Annotated in this window: 15 protein-coding genes; 5 read left to right on the forward strand and 10 right to left on the reverse strand. The window is 46.6% G+C overall.

Annotated features, from left to right (window positions below):
- Positions 1-36: 36 nt before the first annotated feature.
- From B4V02_RS23690 to B4V02_RS23715, 6 genes are all read right to left on the reverse strand, one after another.
- Complete coding sequence (locus B4V02_RS23690) at positions 37-882, reverse strand: ABC transporter permease (RefSeq protein ID WP_094156657.1); 846 nt, start codon at positions 880-882, stop codon at positions 37-39.
- Between the two features lie 4 nt (positions 883-886).
- A complete protein-coding gene (locus B4V02_RS23695) occupies positions 887-1837 on the reverse strand; it encodes an ABC transporter permease (RefSeq protein WP_094156658.1) in 951 nt (316 codons plus the stop codon).
- Positions 1838-1908: 71 nt separating this feature from the next.
- A complete protein-coding gene (locus tag B4V02_RS23700) occupies positions 1909-3528 on the reverse strand; it encodes an ABC transporter substrate-binding protein (protein WP_094156659.1) in 1620 nt (539 codons plus the stop codon).
- Positions 3529-3705: 177 nt separating this feature from the next.
- The gene (locus B4V02_RS23705) at positions 3706-4068 is read right to left on the reverse strand and encodes a DUF1304 domain-containing protein (protein ID WP_094156660.1); all 363 of its coding nucleotides are present in this window, start codon (positions 4066-4068) and stop codon (positions 3706-3708) included.
- Positions 4069-4198: 130 nt separating this feature from the next.
- Positions 4199-5710 (reverse strand): methyl-accepting chemotaxis protein, encoded by a 1512-nt coding sequence (locus tag B4V02_RS23710; RefSeq protein ID WP_094156661.1) that lies wholly within the window; start codon positions 5708-5710, stop codon positions 4199-4201.
- Between the two features lie 249 nt (positions 5711-5959).
- Complete coding sequence (locus B4V02_RS23715) at positions 5960-7222, reverse strand: cation:dicarboxylate symporter family transporter (protein ID WP_094156662.1); 1263 nt, start codon at positions 7220-7222, stop codon at positions 5960-5962.
- Between the two features lie 205 nt (positions 7223-7427).
- On the opposite strand from B4V02_RS23715, the gene B4V02_RS23720 reads away from it, so the two are divergent.
- On the forward strand, positions 7428-8732 hold the full coding sequence (locus tag B4V02_RS23720) for a sensor histidine kinase (protein WP_094156663.1): 1305 nt from the start codon (positions 7428-7430) through the stop codon (positions 8730-8732).
- Positions 8733-8736: 4 nt separating this feature from the next.
- Positions 8737-9666, forward strand: a complete 930-nt coding sequence (locus tag B4V02_RS23725; protein WP_094156664.1) for a response regulator — start codon at positions 8737-8739, stop codon at positions 9664-9666.
- A gap of 66 nt (positions 9667-9732) precedes the next feature.
- Here B4V02_RS23725 and B4V02_RS23730 read toward each other — a convergent pair whose 3' ends face one another.
- Positions 9733-10248 (reverse strand): MarR family transcriptional regulator, encoded by a 516-nt coding sequence (locus B4V02_RS23730; RefSeq protein WP_007428242.1) that lies wholly within the window; start codon positions 10246-10248, stop codon positions 9733-9735.
- Between the two features lie 323 nt (positions 10249-10571).
- Positions 10572-13151, reverse strand: coding sequence for a glycosyl hydrolase (locus tag B4V02_RS23735; RefSeq protein ID WP_094156665.1), 2580 nt, complete (start codon positions 13149-13151; stop codon positions 10572-10574).
- 289 nt (positions 13152-13440) lie between these two features.
- Between B4V02_RS23735 and B4V02_RS23740 the strand changes: the two genes are divergently transcribed.
- Together B4V02_RS23740 and B4V02_RS23745 are read left to right on the forward strand one after the other, a co-directional pair.
- A complete protein-coding gene (locus B4V02_RS23740; protein ID WP_094156666.1) occupies positions 13441-13938 on the forward strand; it encodes a DinB family protein in 498 nt (165 codons plus the stop codon).
- Positions 13939-14172: 234 nt separating this feature from the next.
- A complete protein-coding gene (locus B4V02_RS23745) occupies positions 14173-15375 on the forward strand; it encodes an MFS transporter (protein ID WP_094156667.1) in 1203 nt (400 codons plus the stop codon).
- A gap of 29 nt (positions 15376-15404) precedes the next feature.
- Here B4V02_RS23745 and B4V02_RS23750 read toward each other — a convergent pair whose 3' ends face one another.
- Entirely contained in the window at positions 15405-16226 is an 822-nt protein-coding gene (locus tag B4V02_RS23750) for an endonuclease/exonuclease/phosphatase family protein (protein ID WP_094156668.1), read from the reverse strand.
- 6 nt (positions 16227-16232) lie between these two features.
- Positions 16233-17897 carry a PTS transporter subunit IIBC gene (locus B4V02_RS23755; protein WP_094156669.1) on the reverse strand — a complete coding sequence of 555 codons (1665 nt, stop codon included), beginning with the start codon at positions 17895-17897 and terminating at the stop codon, positions 16233-16235.
- 243 nt (positions 17898-18140) lie between these two features.
- Here B4V02_RS23755 and B4V02_RS23760 point away from each other — a divergent pair, with 243 nt between their 5' ends.
- Positions 18141-19163, forward strand: a complete 1023-nt coding sequence (locus B4V02_RS23760; RefSeq protein ID WP_094156670.1) for a LacI family DNA-binding transcriptional regulator — start codon at positions 18141-18143, stop codon at positions 19161-19163.
- Positions 19164-19198: the final 35 nt, after the last annotated feature.

The raw sequence follows: 19198 nt of genomic DNA on the forward strand, positions 1-19198 counted from the left end.
TCTGTATTATGGACTATAGATATATAAAACTATGAATCATCGTTTTACCAGCTTGGGTTCAAAGCCCACACGCAGCACATCACCCAGTACATTAAAGCTCAGCACAGTCAGCAAAATAAATAGACCTGGAAAAAGCGCCATGTATGGAGCCTGAGCAATATATCCTTGGGCATTATTCAGCATACTGCCCCACGTAGCGTTCGGCAGCTGAACACCAAAGCCGAGGAAGCTCAGTGATGATTCCATCATAATCGCTGAAGCAATATTGTTCGTCGCCCCTACGATAATCACCGGAATCAGGTTGGGAACGATGTGCTTGAGAATAATGCCAAACGTACTTTGTCCCGAAGCTTTGGCGTATAGCACATACTCCCTTTCCCGCAGCGTCATTGTTTCTGCCCGTACCACCCGGGCGATATTCATCCACATGAGCAGGGCGATAATGACAATGATATTGCCAACCCCCGGCTTCAAAAACACACTAAGCAGCAATATAACCAGAAAAGACGGAATCGACATGAGCAGCTCCAACATCCGCATGAGCAGATTGTCGATCCACCCGCCAAAATAGCCGCTCACCACACCTACCGCTGCGCCGATGCTGGTCGCAATAACCATGGACGCGAAGCCCACCAGCAAAGATACACGACCGCCGTACAGCGCTCTTGTAAAATAATCCCGGCCATAATCGTCCGTTCCAAACCAGTGTGCCGCTCCAGGCGGTTGAAGACGCTCTAGCACGTTCAGCTTATTCGGGTCCTGCGGCGATAAAAACGCGAAAATCGCACCCAGCGAGAATACGATCAATATAATGAGGGCGACGACGCCCATTTTGCTCGTCAGCAGCTCGATCCCGATGTTGCGCCATTTGCTCCGATTCATGAGTTCACCTCGTTGATTTAATTCTCGGGTCCGCGATGCTGTACAGGATATCCGCAAGGAGATTGCCCAGGATCAGGAACAGCGCGGAAAATAAAGTAATCCCCATAATGACAGGATAATCCATCCCCTTCACCGCCGTCATGCCCAGCGAGCCAATCCCCGGCCAGGAAAAGACCGTTTCAGTTACAATGGCCCCTGCAACCAGGTCTGCAGCCGACATACCGAGCAGTGTAATAATAGGCAGCAGCACGTGCTTGAGCACATGCCGAAACAAAACCAGCCGTTTGCCAGACCCGAACGCATATTGAATTTGTACATATTCTTCCTTAAGCTGCGTAATCGTACTGGAACGAATATACCTCACATATACAGATAAAAAGCTGAAGGCCAATACAAAACACGGTAGAATACCATGCTTGAGTACATCCAGCACAGAGTCTGTTCCAATGGTCCGCATCCCTGTACTTGGAAGCCAATGGAGATAAATAGCAAACAAATAAATCAGTAAAATACCGAGCCAAAAAAGCGGTACGGAAATTCCGATGTATGACATCAGGTTAATCAGCTTGTCAATCCAACGGTTCCGATTGGCCGCGGCCAGCAAGCCAAGTGGAATGGCAATCAGAACCGCCAATATAATGGATGCCCCCATCAATCCGGCGGTAGCCGGGAGGCGATCCAGAATCTGATCCAGCACAGGCTGGTGATTGATTAGCGAATAGCCGAGGTCACCTGTCAGGCTTTTTTTAAGCCATAACACGTACTGTACATATGCAGGCTGATCCAGCCCCAGGCTATGCCTCATTCGTTCTATATCTTCCAGGTGCATATTCGGTGTAACAAAAGAGAGAACCGGATCGCCTGGAGCCAGCTTGATCAAGCCAAAGCAGATGATGGATATGAAGAATAGCATCGGTATAACTTGCAGCAATCTTCTGGCGATGAGCTGTCTCATACATTCCCCTTCCCTTGCTGTTTTCGAAAAAAATAAGCTGGTTCTCCCAGCTTATTTTTGAAAACCCTGTCTTATTTGTGATAAATTTTGGACAAATCCTCGAAAATCACGACTGGTTTCAGCACAGCCTGCTCAATACCGCCATACTGCTTGTCGAACGCCACAATCGTTTTGGTGTAGGCAATCGGATAGATGACTGCATCGTCAGCCAACATTTCTTGTACCTTTTTGTAAATTTCGCCGCGTTTGGTCGTATCCGACTCACCTGCGCCCTCTTCCAGCAGCTTATCCACTTCCTTGTTGGAATAGTGCGAATAGTTGGAGGAAGATCCGGTGCTGTACAGGATACGGTACGCATCCGGGTCATAGCCCATGATATAGCCGCTGATTGCCAGATCGAAGTCCTTGGCATTCGTATCGACGAATTTTTGCGACCATGCCGAGGAATCCATGCTGTTCACATCCAACTGAACGCCAATATCCTTGAATTTCTGCTGGATATACAGCGCTTGTGCTTCCTGTACCTTGTTGCCGCCCGGAATGATAATGCGCAGCTTCAGCCCTTCGGCTCCAGCCGATTTCAGCAGCTCTTTTGCCTTGTTTACATCATTATTGAAAAATGGAACGTCATTCGTGTGATACAGCACATCCTGTGTCAAAGCGGACTTTGCAGTATCCGCATAATCTTTGGAGCCATACGATACCTGGATCAATTCATCCTGATTCAGCGCATAAGACAGCGCCTGACGTACTTCTTTTTTGTTGAGCTGCTTGGTGTCGCTGTTTTCATTGAACATCAGGTAAGCCAAGCGGCCTTCGCTGTAAGGATAAATGTCAAACTTACCCGTTGCTTTAATGGTATCCACATTTTGCGGATCGACATAATTTACATTGATTTCACCATTCTGGAGCGCCAAGCTCGCTGCATTCGAATCTTTTACAATCCGATACGTTACAGAATCGAGATGAGGCTTGCCGCCAAAATAGTTATCGAACCGTTCCAGCGTGATGTACTCGCCAGTTTTGTACTCTTTAAATTTGAAAGGCCCCGATCCAACCGGAGTGTTGTTTTTCGTGCTTTTCTCAATATCCGCTTCGTTCTCGAAAATGTGCTTCGGAATCGGGGATACCTGTACAAGTGTCGCTTCAAAAGCAGGAGCTGCTTGTGGAAGCTTGAACTCCACCGTTGTATCGTCAACCTTGCTCACCTGCACCGGCTTGCCATTAATTATAAAATTACTTCTCAAGAAGCTGTGCTGCTTCTCGTCTAAAATTTTGTTAATGGTGAAAACGACATCGTCGGCTGTCAGCTTCTCGCCATCATGCCAAGTCAGATTTTTTTTCAGCTTCAGCGTGTAAGTCAGCTTGTCAGCCGAAGGAGTCAGGCTATCTGCCAAATAAAATGTCTTCTTGCCATTGTTCACCTGAAACAAAGGTGCGAATATAGCCTGATCTATCGTCAGACTTACCCGGTCCCCCGCATAGTTCGGATTCAGTACCACCGGATCGGATTGCACGCCAATAATCAGGCTGCCGCCATCCTTGGGCTGTCCATTATCTGCTGTCGTGGCATCTGCATTGGACGTACTGCCATCCGTCGCAGACGAGGTGCCCGAATTCCCGCCGGAGCATGCACTTACTACCAACATCAATACCATCAATACCAATACACCAATCCCATTACGACGCATCGCTCTAGCCTCCGAATTCTCTGAGTTTGTAATAAAAGTTATTATAAATCGGAATAGTCGGATTTACAATCAATTAAAAACTGCATAATACCCTTTTCATTAGCAGTACAGACATTATGTGATCGAATTTAGCAAAAAAACACCCATTAAGGGTGTCTTCAAGAGTGTCTGTTTCTTTTAGAAGACCAGCAAACTGGTTAATGCCAGAATAGCGGGCAATCCTTGCTTCAATAAAATAGACTTATTGGACGTCAGTGCACCATACACCGCAGCCACCACCACGCAAATGACAAAGAACAGCTGAATTTGCCAGCCAATCACAGCATCCGGGTAGCACAAGCCCCACACCAATCCAGCTGCCAAAAAACCGTTATACAATCCCTGATTTGCCGCCAGAGATTTGGTTGCTTCCGCCAGCTCCTTCGAGGTGCCGAACGTACGCATCGCCCGCGGAGTCGTCCATAAAAACATTTCCAATATCAAAATATACACGTGCTCCAGAGCCACAATTCCAACCAATATTGAACTGATCAGGTTCAAGTATATTCCTCTTTTCCACACAAGCTTATTAGGAGGCAGCTTTCAGACCTATCCTCAAAAAGTATAATGGATCTTCCAAAAACAGTAAAGAGACCGAGCTTAAAGCCCGGCCTTATTCCTGCACAAAAACTTACATCGTTCTCGCAAAATCAAGCAATGCTTTGGACATGCTGTTAATTTCGTCCGTAGCTGCATTCACCTGCTGCGTTAGCGCGGCCTGTGTCTGTGTCAGTGTAGACATGTTGCTGATGTTATGCAAAATCTGCTCGATGAGCGTCTTCATTTCGTCCAAACTGGTCTCGATATTTCCGGTCGCGTCAGCACTGTGAATGGCAAGCTTTCTCACTTCATCTGCAACCACGGCAAAGCCGCGTCCCTGATCACCCGCACGCGAAGCCTCAATTGCAGCGTTTAGACCGAGCAGATTCGTTTGATTGGCAATCTCTTTAATGAAATTGGAGATGTTTTGCGTCTCTTCTGCGCTAACTTTGGCTTGATTCGCTGCCTCTGTTGATTGCTCCTGGGCCGTAGCCAGCTCCTGCGCCTGATTGCTAACTGAATTGACGCCGTTCACCATTTCCGCAATGGAATCGGAGAGATGTTGTATTTTGAGCGTGAGCTCGTCCGCAACGGACTGTTTTTGTTTTTCCAACGTTACATCACGGATAGTACCTGCCATGCGAATTGGCACTCCCTTGCTGTCACGTATGCTTCCTCCACTATTATAATACCAGCGATATTCGCCATTTTTATTCTGCAAACGGCAAGTTACTTCATAGGGGGTGCGGTCTGAATAATCATTCAAATGGTCGTTCAACGCTTTAAGCGCTATTTCAACGTCATCTGGATGCAAGCGCGAACTCCAGCTGCTAAGCGCACTCGGAAAGTCTTTCTCATCACTAAAACCCAGCGTATTGCGAAATTGCGGCGACCACCAAAATTTACTATTTGGATTTTCCACATCTCCGTCAACCAGGATAATGTCATATGGAGCTTCGATTAATACACGGTTAACAAGGTCATATCTGGTAACCATTGCTTCCAATTCCTCAGACTTGATCTTCTGGTCATGTACATCCAGCAGAGCGCCCGCAATACGAAGCGGAACCCCCTGGTGATCACGAATCGTCGTTCCGGTGGCCCGGAACCAGCGGTATTCTCCATGCTTCAGCTTCAAGCGATACTGAATGTCGTAAGGAGTCTTACCCGAATGATCCAGCAAATGATCTGACAAAGCTGTCACTACCCATTCACGATCCTCAGGGTGCAGTCGGGATGCCCAGCTGTCCAATACATTGGGGAAATCCGTTTCATCCTGATACCCCAGCATGAAACGGAATTCATCTGTCCATGTGAATGTATTACTTGGATTGACAGGATCACCCGCAATGACTTCCATATCCCATAAGCCGACTTCTATGGCCTTGGTAACAAGCTTCAAACGGATGTCGATGTGCCTGGCATCATTTTTGATGGACTCAAGCGCTTGGTTGACATTGTTTGCGATTTCCTGAACCTCGGAAGATGCTGAGGCAACTCGTATTGTGGCGGAATAATCCTTCTGCTGTGTTTTTTGCAATAGTTTGCGGCTTTCTTCTACCAAAGGAGCAAGTGAGTGGGTCTCATTTTTCTTGAGAAACATATATGATCTTCCCTTCTAGGCCAATATATAAAACGGTATAGTTTAATATCGGAATTTAATCAATAATCGTTATAAATTAAACTTTAATTTAATTAGGTAAAAAGAACTATTTTTCAAGCCCCTATGCCTAAATATTCATACATAAAACATCGAAATATGTCGAAAAAATCATAAAATTTACAAAAGAGGGGACAAAAAGAACACCCTTGCATTCTTCGCAAGGGTGTTCTTTTTCGTTAATCATTCAGCTCATTGGCTGTTATTTAAGGAAGCGGCGTATTCCTCACCTTTTTTCTTATCATACTCGCCTTCCCATTTGGACATAACCACGGCGGCAAGCGAATTGCCTAATACATTGACTACCGTACGCGCCATATCGAGAATACGGTCGATACCAGCGATAAAGGCCAAGCCTTCCAGCGGAAGGTTCACTGCTCCCAGTGTAGCAAGCAAAACGACAAAGGAGGCGCCCGGTACGCCTGCGATACCTTTGGAGGAAATAATCAGCACCAGCACCAGCGTGATCTGTGTAGTGATCGGCAGATTAATACCATACATCTGGGCGATGAAGATCGCAGCCAGCGCCTGATACAAGGTGGAGCCGTCCAAATTAAAGGAATATCCTATTGGAATGACAAAGGAAGTAATCCCTTTCGGACATCCGAACCTCTCCATCTTCTCCATGATCTTGGGCAGAACGCTTTCCGAGCTGGCCGTTGAGTAGGCAAGCAACAGCTCACTTTTCAAAATTTTGACCATGGTCCAGAGACGAGTACCGCAGAGCTTGGCGATAATTCCAAAAACAATCACAATGAATAGCAGCATGGCCCCATACACCGACACAACAAGCTTCAATAACGGCCACAATGAGGCCAGCCCAAACTTGGCTACTGTCGTTCCAATCAGTGCGAATACACCGAATGGAGCCAAGCGCATAACCTGATTGGTCACCCAGAACATGGCATCGGCTACGCCTTCGAAGAAATTCAGCACAGGTTTGCCCTTGTTGCCAACCGCCGCTACTCCTAGTCCGAACAAGACGGAGAAGAAGATAATAGCCAGCATATCCCCTGCGCCCAGCGCTTGAACTATATTAGTAGGAACAATATTGACAATGGTATCTATGAAGCTGTGACCTGTAGTTTCCGCCGTCTCCACGTATTTATGGATATCACTCTTGGCCAGGTGGGACATGTCCACGCCTTCCCCGGGACGAACCAGATTCGCAACGAGTAATCCGAAAAGGATCGCAATGGTCGTCACAATTTCAAAGTACAGAATAGACTTGCCGCCGAGCTTGCCCAGCTTTTTCATATCCCCGACGCCAGCTACGCCGATAATGAGCGTTGAAATTACAATGGGCACGACAATCATTTTGATCAGACGGATGAAAATATCGCCGATTGGCTTTAAGTAGACTTCCACCCCTGGATTGCCGTAAAATAAAGCGCCAACAAAAATACCTAAAGCCAGTCCAATAAAGATTTGCATCGTCAAATTTATCTTTTTCACTTTGTACCCCCCTGGCTGTATATTTTTGCATTATGTTGCTCTTAATATTCAAATGATGTTATTTATACTACAATCTGAACTATAAAAACCGACAATTATCTACACATTTATTTATTTTTTTCTATAAATTCACAAGCTTTAACGAGGTGCCTGTGAATTTATCTTACATTGCCTTTCTGAAATAAATACACGGAGGTGAATATGAATGAAAATGAATACACTCCTTTTCCTGCTGATGCTTATATTTGTACCATTGGCAGGTGAGCTGAATATTCACCCGTTTTCTAATACATTTCGTCTCAGCTTCGGTACGCCTGTATTTTTTTTCTTTCTATTATCGATTCGGCATATTCCACCTGCGTTATCGGGAGTGCTTACAGGAATAGCTGTAGTCGCCTTTCGCATCTTGCTTAATCAGTACCTTTATCCCGGGTCTTCCTTTGAAGAGTTGATGACATTGCATGGGCCTACCTTTTTCTATTACATGGCTTACGGTTTGCTCTTCCAGCTTCTGGGCATTAATGCCGAGCCTTACCGCGCGCTCCGCGTGGGCATCCTGTCTGTGGGGATAGAGGTTGCCGCAAGCGTAGCGGAACTTAGCGTCCGGCGAAGCATTGACGGCGATTTCTGGGACATCATCAAAATCAGCAAGGTGGTTCTCATCGCCATGATTCGCAGCTTCTTCGTGCTTGGATTCTATAATATGATTCGCCTGAACCAGTCCATCCAGCATGAAGAGGCGCAAAGACAGCAGACTGAGCGGATTTTACTCCTGGTATCAGACCTGTACGAGGAGTCCGTCCAGCTAGGCAAAACCCTGTCGCACGCAGAGCAAATCACCCGTGAAAGCTACGAGCTGTACCGTGAGCTGCAGCAGGAGGAATCTCTGAAGGACAAAGATCATTACGCCAGACAGGCACTTCGTATTTCCGGACAAGTCCATGAGATAAAAAAGGACAGCCAGCGGATTTTTGCCGGTTTGTCCAAGCTTATTGATTCCGAAAGTGATGTCCATTACATGGCTTCGCAAGAGCTCGGCGAGCTAATCATCCGAACGAACAGCAAATATGCCCAATCACTGAACAAGTTTATCCGTTTCACCCTGAATTTCGATCCTTTGTTGCCCAAGCTGCATGTTTATACAGTTCTGACACTGATTAATAACCTGACATCCAATTCAGTTGAGGCGATGAAAGACAGCGGAAGGATTGACGTTTCCATTCGCTTTCAGCCGGGAACAGAGGATGTAGTATCCTTTAGTGTCACCGATAATGGCCCAGGTATTCCTCAGCGCAAACAGAAAATGGTCTTCACACCGGGGTACACGACCAAGTATGATGAGAAAGGACAGCCTTCGACCGGCATGGGATTGTTTTATGTGCGGGAGGTTGCGGAGAGCCTTGAAGGAACGATTGAACTGCTACAGAATGAAGAAGAGAATGCAGGTAGGGCACAGACTACTTTTAGAGTCATATTGCCTTTACGGAAACTGACGGAGAAAGGAAGATAGTCCGATGCGTTTTTATATTGTGGATGACGATCAAGGGATTCGTTCTATGTTGGCAGACATTATTGAAGACGAAGGTCTGGGAGAGGTCGTTGGGGAAGCAGAGGACGGCTCCTATGTGAACAGCGGCCTGCTGGAGCTGAACCGGATTGATGTATTATTGATTGACCTGCTGATGCCGCTTCGTGACGGCATTCAGACGGTGCGCGCGCTCGGTGATCAATTCAGTGGAAAAATCATTATGATCTCTCGGATTGAATCCAAGAACATGATCGGCGAGGCCTACTCGCTCGGTATTGAATACTATGTCGCCAAGCCCTTGAACCGACTGGAGATTATTGCAGTGATTCATAAGGTGGCCGAACGTCTGCGAATGCAGCAGTCGATTACAGATATCCAGCGCACACTGCAAGGGTTGTCGATGTTCACCTCGAATGGCCCATCAGCAACGCTGGAACCGACTCGAAATATTGTGACCTCTGGACAGTTTCTGCTTTCCGAAATGGGAATGATCGGTGAGGCGGGAAGTATGGATTTGCTGGACATGCTGGAATATCTGGACCAGTATGAGGAGGAAACAGGCAATCTATCACCTCATCTGCTCCCGCCGCTGAAGGATATATTCGCCAATGTGGCGTTGAAACGATTGGGAGCCTCGGCCTCTGCGGCAGAGCTAAGCAAGGAAATCAAGGCGTCGGAGCAGCGTGTCCGCCGCGCTATTTTCCAGACGCTAAGCCATATTGTATCGCTTGGATTAACCGATTATACCCATCCCAAATTCGAAAATTATGCGTCCAAGTTTTTTGATTTTACGGAAATTCGCAAAAAAATGCTGGAGCTGCAAAATAATGTGGAGCCTTCTCTATCCCAAGCGCGAATTAACACAAAAAAGTTTGTGCAAGTGCTCTATACGGAAGCAAAAAGGCTGTTACACTAATAGAAAAGCACCTGTATCCCCCACATGTGTCTATCACACAGGATTAAACAGGTGCAATTCGTTTTATTACATGTCCTTTGATTCCAGACTCTTGTCCTGCCGCTCCACAGCTTCCAAAAAACCAATGCCATCGGACAGCAGACGTTTCAAGACAGCCAATTCCTCCGAGCTGTAACGACTTAAAAATTCAAATAACTGACGCTGCACCTTGGCATGCAGCCGTTCATGCACGACAAAGAGCTTTTTCCCCAATGGGGTCAGGCGGAAATAAATTTCTTTTTTATTGTCGTTAAGCTGGGTTCTGCGAATCCAGCCTTCCTTGAGCAGCTTGGTGCTGACTTTCGAAACCGTACCTTTGCTAAGCTCAATCCGTTCCGCTAATGTCGTAACATTAATCGGCTCATGTCTCCCGATGCAGTCAATCACGTGGACATCAGTAAGATTAAGCCCGGCAATCCCCTCAAAATGCTCATGGATTTCTTCAAGAAAAGACATGCTCTCTCTCTGCTGATGCTGCTCCAACTGGTGATTCATTTTAATTAGCAAATCACAGATATGCTGAATTGACGTGGCTTTTTCCATACAAACAGATGGTCACTCCTTTGGCGTACTCCTCCTTTCATTATAACCCATGTTTGTTTCACAGGAAACAATATACATACGAAAAGCTCCCCTTTAACATTTCCGTATATATACAAAAACATATCAAACCATGATATTTCGTTTCCTTTGAAACAATTTTATTTTAGTTCAATTGAGAATAATTATCAACTATTTTTTAATCCTCATTTCTATCCGCCGCCACTACTCCACACGTAATCGTGAGTGCTACCAAGCTGGCATTTGGATTGAATACGGGTTGGAGCAGGGGATAACCCCCGATCCAACCCGTATTTCTTACCTCCTTACAGCTCAATCCCCCATACAAGCTGACCGTTCATATATCCGGTAACCTGTTCGTTGTCTGCGAACTGATTGCTGGATGCCTTAAACGAGTAATCGTCAGCCTGGTTGTAATTGGACCAGTCGGTTTTGGAGAACCGAGCTTGAACTTCTGCGCTCTGGCCGGGATTAAGCGTTCCAGCCGAACTCGTAAAGCCAATTTCCAGATAATAATCGGCTCCGGCAACTGGAGTCGCCAGTTTAACGAATTTGCTGGTTACATTCGCACTCCCGATACTGGACCAGTCGCACCAGAAACTCTGTGCCTTCTCCCCGTCAATCGTGTAGTAATACCGGAGTTTTACATCACTAAGCTGAATCGCAGAATCACCGTTGTTGACTAATTTGAATCTGGGTGAAATTCCATTGGTGGAGGCACTCGTGTTCCCGTTGAAGGCTTGGATCGTCAAGTCTCCTGCGGGTACAGGAACACTGCTGTCCACAACATTTACTGTAAGAACAGCGTTATTTCCTCCGTTGAAATGAAAGGTTATCGCATTCTGGCCCAGCGGCAGCGTAGCAAGATAGGATTTGCTCAGAACGACATCAGCGCCTGATTCCGTATAATCCTGGCCTGATGCAAGCGTATAATTTCCATTCGTTATGCTTGCAAGCTGGTGTCCGTTTAAGGTAAGAGATGCGGAAAGATCCTGCCCTGGATTCGCCGCTTTATCAAATGTCGCATTCACAGGCGAAATCGCAGCGCTCGGTGTTGAATCGACAATTTTGACTTTTAATACGGAATCTTTTCCTTGATTAAAATCAAAGACGATCGAATGCTCGCCAACCGGCAATCCAGCCAGGAATTCTTTTTTCAGCAGCAGCGTATTTCCGTTCAAGGTATAATCCTGAGTCACGGTCAATGCATTGTCGCCTGCTCGGAGAGCGGTTAATGTATTGTCGTTAAAATTCACGGTTATGGCTTTATCGCTTTGATTGGGCGCATATGTGTCAAATTCGACGCTTGTAGGTGTGATGGACGCTCTTGGGGTTTTATCGTCAGCCTTTAAATCGGGTAGCTCATCCAACGTGATTACATAATCACTTTGATAAATCGTTTTCAGGGTGGCTGGATAATTAAAGGCGGAACTCATGAGATGCTCGCCATACCAGGGCAAGAAGTAGAGCCATCCCGACTTTTCCTCTGTCAGATTCTGTACGCTTGGGACGGTGTCGTTCTCCGTCATGGCCACCATTTTCTTGCCGCCAGTTAAATCAACAAGCTGATAGAAAATCGAAGTAATGGCATCCTCATTGGGTACGCCGGACAAACCGTCATAGCGGTTGTAGACCGTATTGTATTTATCATAGCCGACAATATCTACCTTATCGTCGCCGGGATACCATGCGGGAGAAGTGCTGTACACGTAGCTGTTGTAGGTCCAGATCAAGTTGTGCAAGCCGTACGTCTCTGTAAGTTCGGTATAGATCTGATCCCACAGCTGTTTGTACACATCCGCGCCTGCCGAAGCCCACCAGAACCACGCGCCTTCCCCTTTCAATCCGCCGTTGCCCTCCGCCTCATGATAGGGACGGAAAATAACCGGCACATTGTTATCTTGCAGAATTTGCAGCTGTTTTGCCAAATCTTTAATAGTCATCTTCACGTATTGATATTCTTTGGTACCGGGAACCACCGCATTGGCTGTATTAAAATTGGTTTCCGTCGGCTTGTAGGTGGCATTCTTCCAATCCACAGGCTCCCCGAGCTGATAGGCGGTGAAATTGCGAGGCACATTGATATGCCAGGAAGCTGTCGCGATCCCGCCCCGGTTATTTACCCAATTGATCATCCGATCGGTTGTGCCGTCCTCCCAACCGTACAACGGATTATAGTTCATCAAATCGAAGCCGCGGATTGCCGGATACTTTCCGGTTAAATTGTGAATCCAATCAAACTCCAACTCCGTATTGCCGTCATTGCCGCCTCCATAAATCTCCTGCTGACCGGAGATCATATGGTTGCCGTAAACCTCCGTTAAATAATTCATCAAACGTTGAGTTTCCGGTGTGGCTTTAGAATCGGTGAGGACAGGCTGCACATTCAAGGGATCAAGATCAGCATAATCCACAGTGAAGGTGTCAAAATAAGCGAATCCCCAACCGGACTTCAGTTGGATGGTGTTGCTTCCTTGTTTCAGCTTATGGAAGCCAAAATCGAAATTCGACCACGTGGTCGTGTAAGGCAGCATATACGAACCTTTGGTAGCGCCGTTAACGGTTAAATATTGAAGCCTGCCGTCAGGACTCAACTCCTGCATGTACCGAGTGGAGATCGCATACATGCCGGTTTCCGGGACAGTCACTGTGAAGGTTATTGTGCCGGAATTCTGCATCCAGACAAATCCACTCCCGGAGAATCCAGGCTTGGGTTGTCCGTAAATTTCAGTCGCCACTTGAAGATCGGAGGTGAGCTGGGCATCTTCGCCTTCAATTGTGAAAAGTGCGGTGTCGTCTGCATGAACGGGCGCTGTTGTTATCAATCCAAGCAGCAGAGTAAACGCCAGCATAAATGCGCTTGCCTTTTTGAGCAAATTTTTCATTCTCATCTTTCCTTTCTGTGTAAAATATGATAAATAATCTCGTAATATGTCAACTCATGGTGTCGCTTCCATAGTAAACATAGCACACATACCATAATCTGTAAATATATCAATTTTAAAAAGTTTTGCATTTCGTTTCTCCATAATCCCTACGTTCTTCCACTCCCCTTTTCCTCAACGTCAGCCGCTGATTTTAGGTTTTGAACTGTTTTATTTTTGAATATTAAATTGTATAATCGTTAAATGAGAACTCATTAGCTACGGCTCTCTATAGAAGGGATGATGATACATGTCAGATGCAAACCAATTATTCGGTCAAACACTGGTTAAATCGCTGGTCGGTGAACGCGGACATATTCGAGTGGCCCGGGCATTACCAGACATTGATGTCGAACTGGCAGGGAAGAAAAATGAAGAAATGCCCTACAGCATTTATCAGCTATTGAAGCACATGATCTACTGGCAGCAATTTATGCTGGAGCATTTGGAAGGACGGAAGCCTCAGCTTCCGGGCAATGTCATGGAAAGCTGGCCTGAAGAAACAGGACCGCAAAGCGAAGAGGCATGGCAGGCTGTCATTCAAGAATTTTTACAAGGCGTAGATCGAGCGGTACAGATTGCTGAAACCGCGCAGCTGGATGATTCACTGGCTCATTTCCCCGGTGAGACGAAAGCGGGACTGCTGCGGAATATCGCTTCCCACAACTCCTACCATTTGGGCGAAATCGTACTACTGCGCCGGATTTATGGGGCTTGGCCGCCACCTGGCGGCAGATATCCCGCTTAAAGGCTGCACCCTACCCTTGTTATACACCCAACCAACTGCTCCCTCCCTCCATAAAAGCATTGGAATTTAGGCACAGTGGGGTATACACCCGCGTATCTTAAGTGGGAACCCGTTCTCCTTGTGCCCTGCTTATTTCATATTCATCCTAGCTCGATTTGAAGCCATTCATGCGTTATCAGGAGCAAGCCGTAAAACAGTTCCCATGATGCAAGATCAAAGAGAGGTTTCGAGAATATGAAAAGACACTTATATTTAAATCGTAATATCGCCTGCATGATCGTTATCAGCCTTATTGCTAACATGAGTGGGAGTATGATCCTTCCACTCTTTGCTATTTATGTAGAACAATTCGGGATATCCGCATTCCGTATGAGTATTTTATTTTCTCTGTTTTATGTAGGAAGATTTGTGGGTGGAGGCCTGGCAGGACGGATTTATGAAAAGGTTGGCGCAAAACGCCTGGGGTTGAGCTTGCTCATCGCTGAAATCGTTTGTATGCTTCTGTTCCCGGTTGCAGAAAGCTTTATCATTTTATCCATTCTTAGACTTCTTCAAGGCTTGGTGGCTATAGGATTAACTGTCTTTGTAAGAGTCACGATCAACCACATCAGCACCATGGAAAATAGAGGAACGCTTAATGGATATATCAGCAGCAGTGAAGGTGCGGGTATGATTTTGGGTCCCCTTATGAGTGGAGTGATCGTTTCTTATTTTTCTCTAGCGGTTCCGTTTTATATCGTTGCTCTTTTTTCTTGTATATCCTTCGTAGCTGTTTCAAGAATGACTTTCTTCTTCAATTCCCCCGCACAGCCTCAACAACAGCATTCGCTTCCTCAGGAATCCAAAAGAAAAACCATGCTAACGAAACAGTTACTGCTCTATTCCACCGTTCATTTCCTTGAAATGAGTGCATTCGCTATCTTTTTAACGTATTTTTCCATATATGCAACCTACAAGCTACACTGGAGTCCAGCAGAAATCAGCCTAGCTTTTACAATCATCGGCATATCAACCTTTGTATCGGCACCCTTGATCGGAAAAATATCTGATATACTCAAAGATCGCTTAATCCTGTGTATGATCGGTCTGTTATTCATCATGCTGGAAATCGTTTTATTTCTTTGGTTCACGGAGCAGTGGATTGTATACTTGGGGATGTTCATAGGAGGCATTGGCGGAGCCAGTTATCTCGATTCATTTTACTCACAGCTAGGAGACGTCATTCCCGAGGAACATAGGAGCCTGTTTATCGGCAATGTTGCCTCTTTCTCTGAATTAGGGGCCATTGTTTCTCCGCTCGTCGCAGGTGTGCTCCTTGAACGTTTTAACATAAACGCCCCCTTTTATTACAATATGATTTTGGTGTTTATTGCGATTGTGATCCAATATTTCATTCGATTAAAATCGCAAACCTCAAGAAACAGGCCACTTGCATAAGCAGGCGGCCCATTCCCTTTTCCTATGAATTAAAGCTTCACTTCCACGGCAAGCCCGAAATGATCGGATACAACCGCCCCTGTCTTCCCGTTCAGCACAACAGTTGAAGATTGAACCTGCAGGGCCTTATTGGAAAAAACATAGTCAATCCGCAGCGGCTCCGCGTTGCTTTCCCAGCCTGCAATGGCTTTGATGACGGTATGCCCTTCATCACGTACGGCTGCGTTCGAATAAGTATCCGACCAACCGGATTGCAATGCATAGTCATATCCTTCTCCACGCACTTCGGCAGCATTATTAAAATCCCCCATCATGAAAACAGGAGCGGGCGCCAAAGGGTTCAATATTTCCGTAGTACGATCCCAGAGTCCACGGAAGGATTCCTCATCATTCCACCAGTTATAGTGTCCACTGACAAACCAGGACTGCACGCCGTCCACCACAGTCTGAATGCCCACAACTTTACGCGAGCGGTAGTTGTCATAATCGCGAAGCGAGGAAACATATTCGTTCACCGTATCTGTAATCGGTGTTCTGGACAAAATCGCCAAACCCTCGTCGTATTTGACAAAACCAACATGTGCGGGAGCCCACGTCCAATGATAGGCATTGGACAATAACCTGTTCAGCACATAGGCATAGTTATCACGCTTAATGACGATTTCAGGATCAGCACTATAGTAAGAGCCCAAATCGTCCAGTGACAAAGGCGCTTCTTCTATGGACTGATTCACTTCCTGCAAGGCAATGACATCAAACTGCTGTTCATCAATAAAAGCAGCCAGCTGCTTTAGCTTTTCGAGCTGGTTTTCTTCCATCCAAGCATGTGTATTTAAGGTTAACAATTTCAAAACGAATCACCTGTTGAGTATGTCTTGTATATCTGATTTAAGCACATCGGCCTTCGGTCCGTAAACCGCCTGAACCCCATTGTCTACTTTAATCAAGCCCAGGGCACCCAGCGCTTTCCACGTCTTTTCGTCTCCGACGGCATCCGTATCTTTCACCGTCACACGCAGACGGGTCATGCAGGCATCCACTTCGACAATGTTCTGCTCTCCCCCAAGCGTCTTGATAATATCAGCAGCCAGTTGATTCTGCGTAGAAGCAGCCGCCACACCATCTGTCGCTGTGCTTCCCGCGTTGGAAGCCTCCTGAGACTCCTCATCCGTATAGTTCCCCAGTCGCCCCGGCGTTGCCATTTGGAATTTGCCAATCATGAAATAAGCGATAAAGTAGGTTGCTACCGCAAACACAATACAGGTCAGCACGAAGTTGATAATGTCCTGCACCAAGCCTGCTTTGATAGACAACGGCAATCGGGTCAGCAATTCAATCATACCAAACGAATGTAAACGCAAATGTATAATATCGGCCATTCCGAACGCAATTCCGGTAAGAATAGCATAAACCACATACAGCAAAGGTGCCACAAACATAAACATGAATTCCAGCGGCTCTGTCACCCCGGTCAAAAAGACGGCTGCGGCTGCTGAAAAAATCATCGACTTGTACTTGCCGCGCTTATCTTTGTCTACACGGCGATACATAGCCACCGCCAGTCCCATGAGGATTCCCGCTCCGCCGATCATCTGCCCTACCTTAAAGCGGGCAGGCGTCACGCCTTCCAGCAATTGATTATAGGCTGCCGGATCGGTGCCGTGAAGCACACTCAGGTCACTCGCCCATGCCAGCCATAACGGGTCTTGCCCGGCCACGACGCTTCCCGCCCCGGAACCCGTGAGTGTCGTGTAAACGCCACCAAGTTGAGTATAGTTAATGGGAACGGTCAGCATATGATGAAGTCCAAAAGGGATCAACAGTCTTTCCAGTGTACCATAGACAAATGGAGCTACAAAAGGAGCGGACTCACCCGAGGTCGCGAGCCAAACGCCAAACGAGTTAATCCCTCCCTGGATAAACGGCCAAAAGGCAGACATGATCACACTGACAATAACGGACCAGAAGATGACAACAAACGGAACGAAGCGCTTGCCGTTAAAAAAGGCCAAAGCATCCGGCAGCTTGCGGTAATTGTAGTATTTGTTATAGACCACTGCCCCGACGAATCCGGAAATGATGCCGACAAACACCCCCATATTCAGTGCAGGTGCGCCCAAAATAGAGGTGAAATAGCCGCTGACCGGAATGGTTGCACCAAAGAGGGTTTGGGTGGTTGCTCCCTCCTGTGTCAGCATCTTCGAGGACACGCCCAAAATCGTCCCTGTTGAAACATTGATGAGGATAAAAGCAATCAAGGCAGCAAAAGCCCCGCCTGCCCGTTCCTTAGCCCAGGAGCCGCCAATCGCCACAGCAAACAGAATGTGCAAATTATTAATAATGCCCCAACCCAAATTCTCCATAACTCCGCCGACAGTCAACCAGAAATGGATATCGCCAGCCAACATCGCTACGACTTTACCCAGCGAAATCATAATCCCGGCTGCTGGCATGACAGCGACAACTACAAGCAGTGCTTTCCCAAGCTTTTGCCAAAAATCAAATGATAGAAGTTTTTTCATGCTCCTTCAATCTCCATCCCTTATAGTATGTACAGCGTTGTTCGTACCCTATAAATATAATGCAATCGGTTGCACGATTATTATAATGATATCGCTTTCTATTGGCAATACCCTAATTCCTGAATATCTCCGCTAATGACGATATGTCGCTCAAAAAAAGCCGCGAATTTGTTGATTTTCAAGCAATATCGTATGATAGAACATAATATTTCCTGCTTGAGATAGCAAAAGGAGACGAAGACGATGGCAGTAACCATCAAAGATGTCGCAAAGCGTGCCAATGTTGCTACTTCCACCGTATCCCGTGTCATTCAAGACAGCCCAAAAATCAGCGAGGCCACCAAGGCACGTGTCCGCAAGGAAATGAAGGCGCTTGGGTATGAGCCCAATTATTCAGCCCAAAGCCTGGCCAACCGTGTCACACAGTCGATTGGCATTATCATGCCTGAATCGGATGTGGCGATCTTTCAAAATCCGTTCTTCCCGGAGAGCCTTCGCGGTATCAGCGAATGGGTAAATGAGCACAACTATACACTGTCGATTATCACTGGAAAAACAAGCGATGAGCTGCTATCCCGCGTAAAGCTGATGACGCGGACAGGACGCGTTGACGGCTACATTGTCCTGTATTCCAAGCAAGAAGATAGCGTTGTGGAGTATCTGCATAAAGAAAAAATACCTTATACCGTCATCGGCAAGCCTCAGCAATTTGTCAGCGAAACCACCCATGTAGACAACGATAATTACCAGGCCGCCAAGGATGTGGTCTCTTATTTGACCGGACTGAATCATCAGCACATCGCTTATGTGGGCGGAGATCATGAACGCATCGTGAATATCGAAAGACACCGAGGCTATCAGGATGCGCTAAGAGAGGCCAGCTTGCCTCTACCGGACGAATATGTGGTCAGGGAGCCCTTTGATCTGGAGGATATGCGGACGTTATTGCAGGTTTCCCCGCCGCCGACCGCCATGATCGTTAACGACGATCTGATAGCCATGGCAGTACAGAAAATGCTTTCTCAGCTCGGTGTGTCCATGCCGGAGCAGCTATCCATGGTGAGCTTTAATAATTTGATGCTGGCCGAGCTGATGAGCCCCTCGCTTACTTCAGTGGATATCGACATCTTCACGCTTGGTTATCAGGCTGCCAAAAACCTGATTGAGAAAATCGAAAACCCCAAGGAATTGACCAAACACATCATCGTTCCCCACCGAATCGTAGAACGCAAATCCTGCCAAGCACTGCCATCCCCTGAGGAATGAGCCCAAACTGATTTTATGGACATCCATAGAATCAG

Source organism: Paenibacillus kribbensis (assembly GCF_002240415.1).
Classification (GTDB): Bacteria; Bacillota; Bacilli; order Paenibacillales; family Paenibacillaceae; genus Paenibacillus; species Paenibacillus kribbensis.

Bases quoted from the DNA above. Each gene is read 5' to 3' on its own strand.
- B4V02_RS23735 (WP_094156665.1), bottom strand. From the start codon at position 13,151: ATGAAAAATTTGCTCAAAAAGGCAAGCGCATTTATGCTGGCGTTTACT.
- B4V02_RS23740 (WP_094156666.1), top strand. From the start codon at position 13,441: ATGTCAGATGCAAACCAATTATTCGGTCAAACACTGGTTAAATCGCTG.
- B4V02_RS23695 (WP_094156658.1), bottom strand. From the start codon at position 1,837: ATGAGACAGCTCATCGCCAGAAGATTGCTGCAAGTTATACCGATGCTA.
- B4V02_RS23700 (WP_094156659.1), bottom strand. From the start codon at position 3,528: ATGCGTCGTAATGGGATTGGTGTATTGGTATTGATGGTATTGATGTTG.
- B4V02_RS23690 (WP_094156657.1), bottom strand. From the start codon at position 882: ATGAATCGGAGCAAATGGCGCAACATCGGGATCGAGCTGCTGACGAGC.
- B4V02_RS23730 (WP_007428242.1), bottom strand. From the start codon at position 10,248: ATGGAAAAAGCCACGTCAATTCAGCATATCTGTGATTTGCTAATTAAA.
- B4V02_RS23725 (WP_094156664.1), top strand. From the start codon at position 8,737: ATGCGTTTTTATATTGTGGATGACGATCAAGGGATTCGTTCTATGTTG.
- B4V02_RS23755 (WP_094156669.1), bottom strand. From the start codon at position 17,897: ATGAAAAAACTTCTATCATTTGATTTTTGGCAAAAGCTTGGGAAAGCA.
- B4V02_RS23710 (WP_094156661.1), bottom strand. From the start codon at position 5,710: ATGTTTCTCAAGAAAAATGAGACCCACTCACTTGCTCCTTTGGTAGAA.
- B4V02_RS23760 (WP_094156670.1), top strand. From the start codon at position 18,141: ATGGCAGTAACCATCAAAGATGTCGCAAAGCGTGCCAATGTTGCTACT.
- B4V02_RS23720 (WP_094156663.1), top strand. From the start codon at position 7,428: ATGAAAATGAATACACTCCTTTTCCTGCTGATGCTTATATTTGTACCA.
- B4V02_RS23745 (WP_094156667.1), top strand. From the start codon at position 14,173: ATGAAAAGACACTTATATTTAAATCGTAATATCGCCTGCATGATCGTT.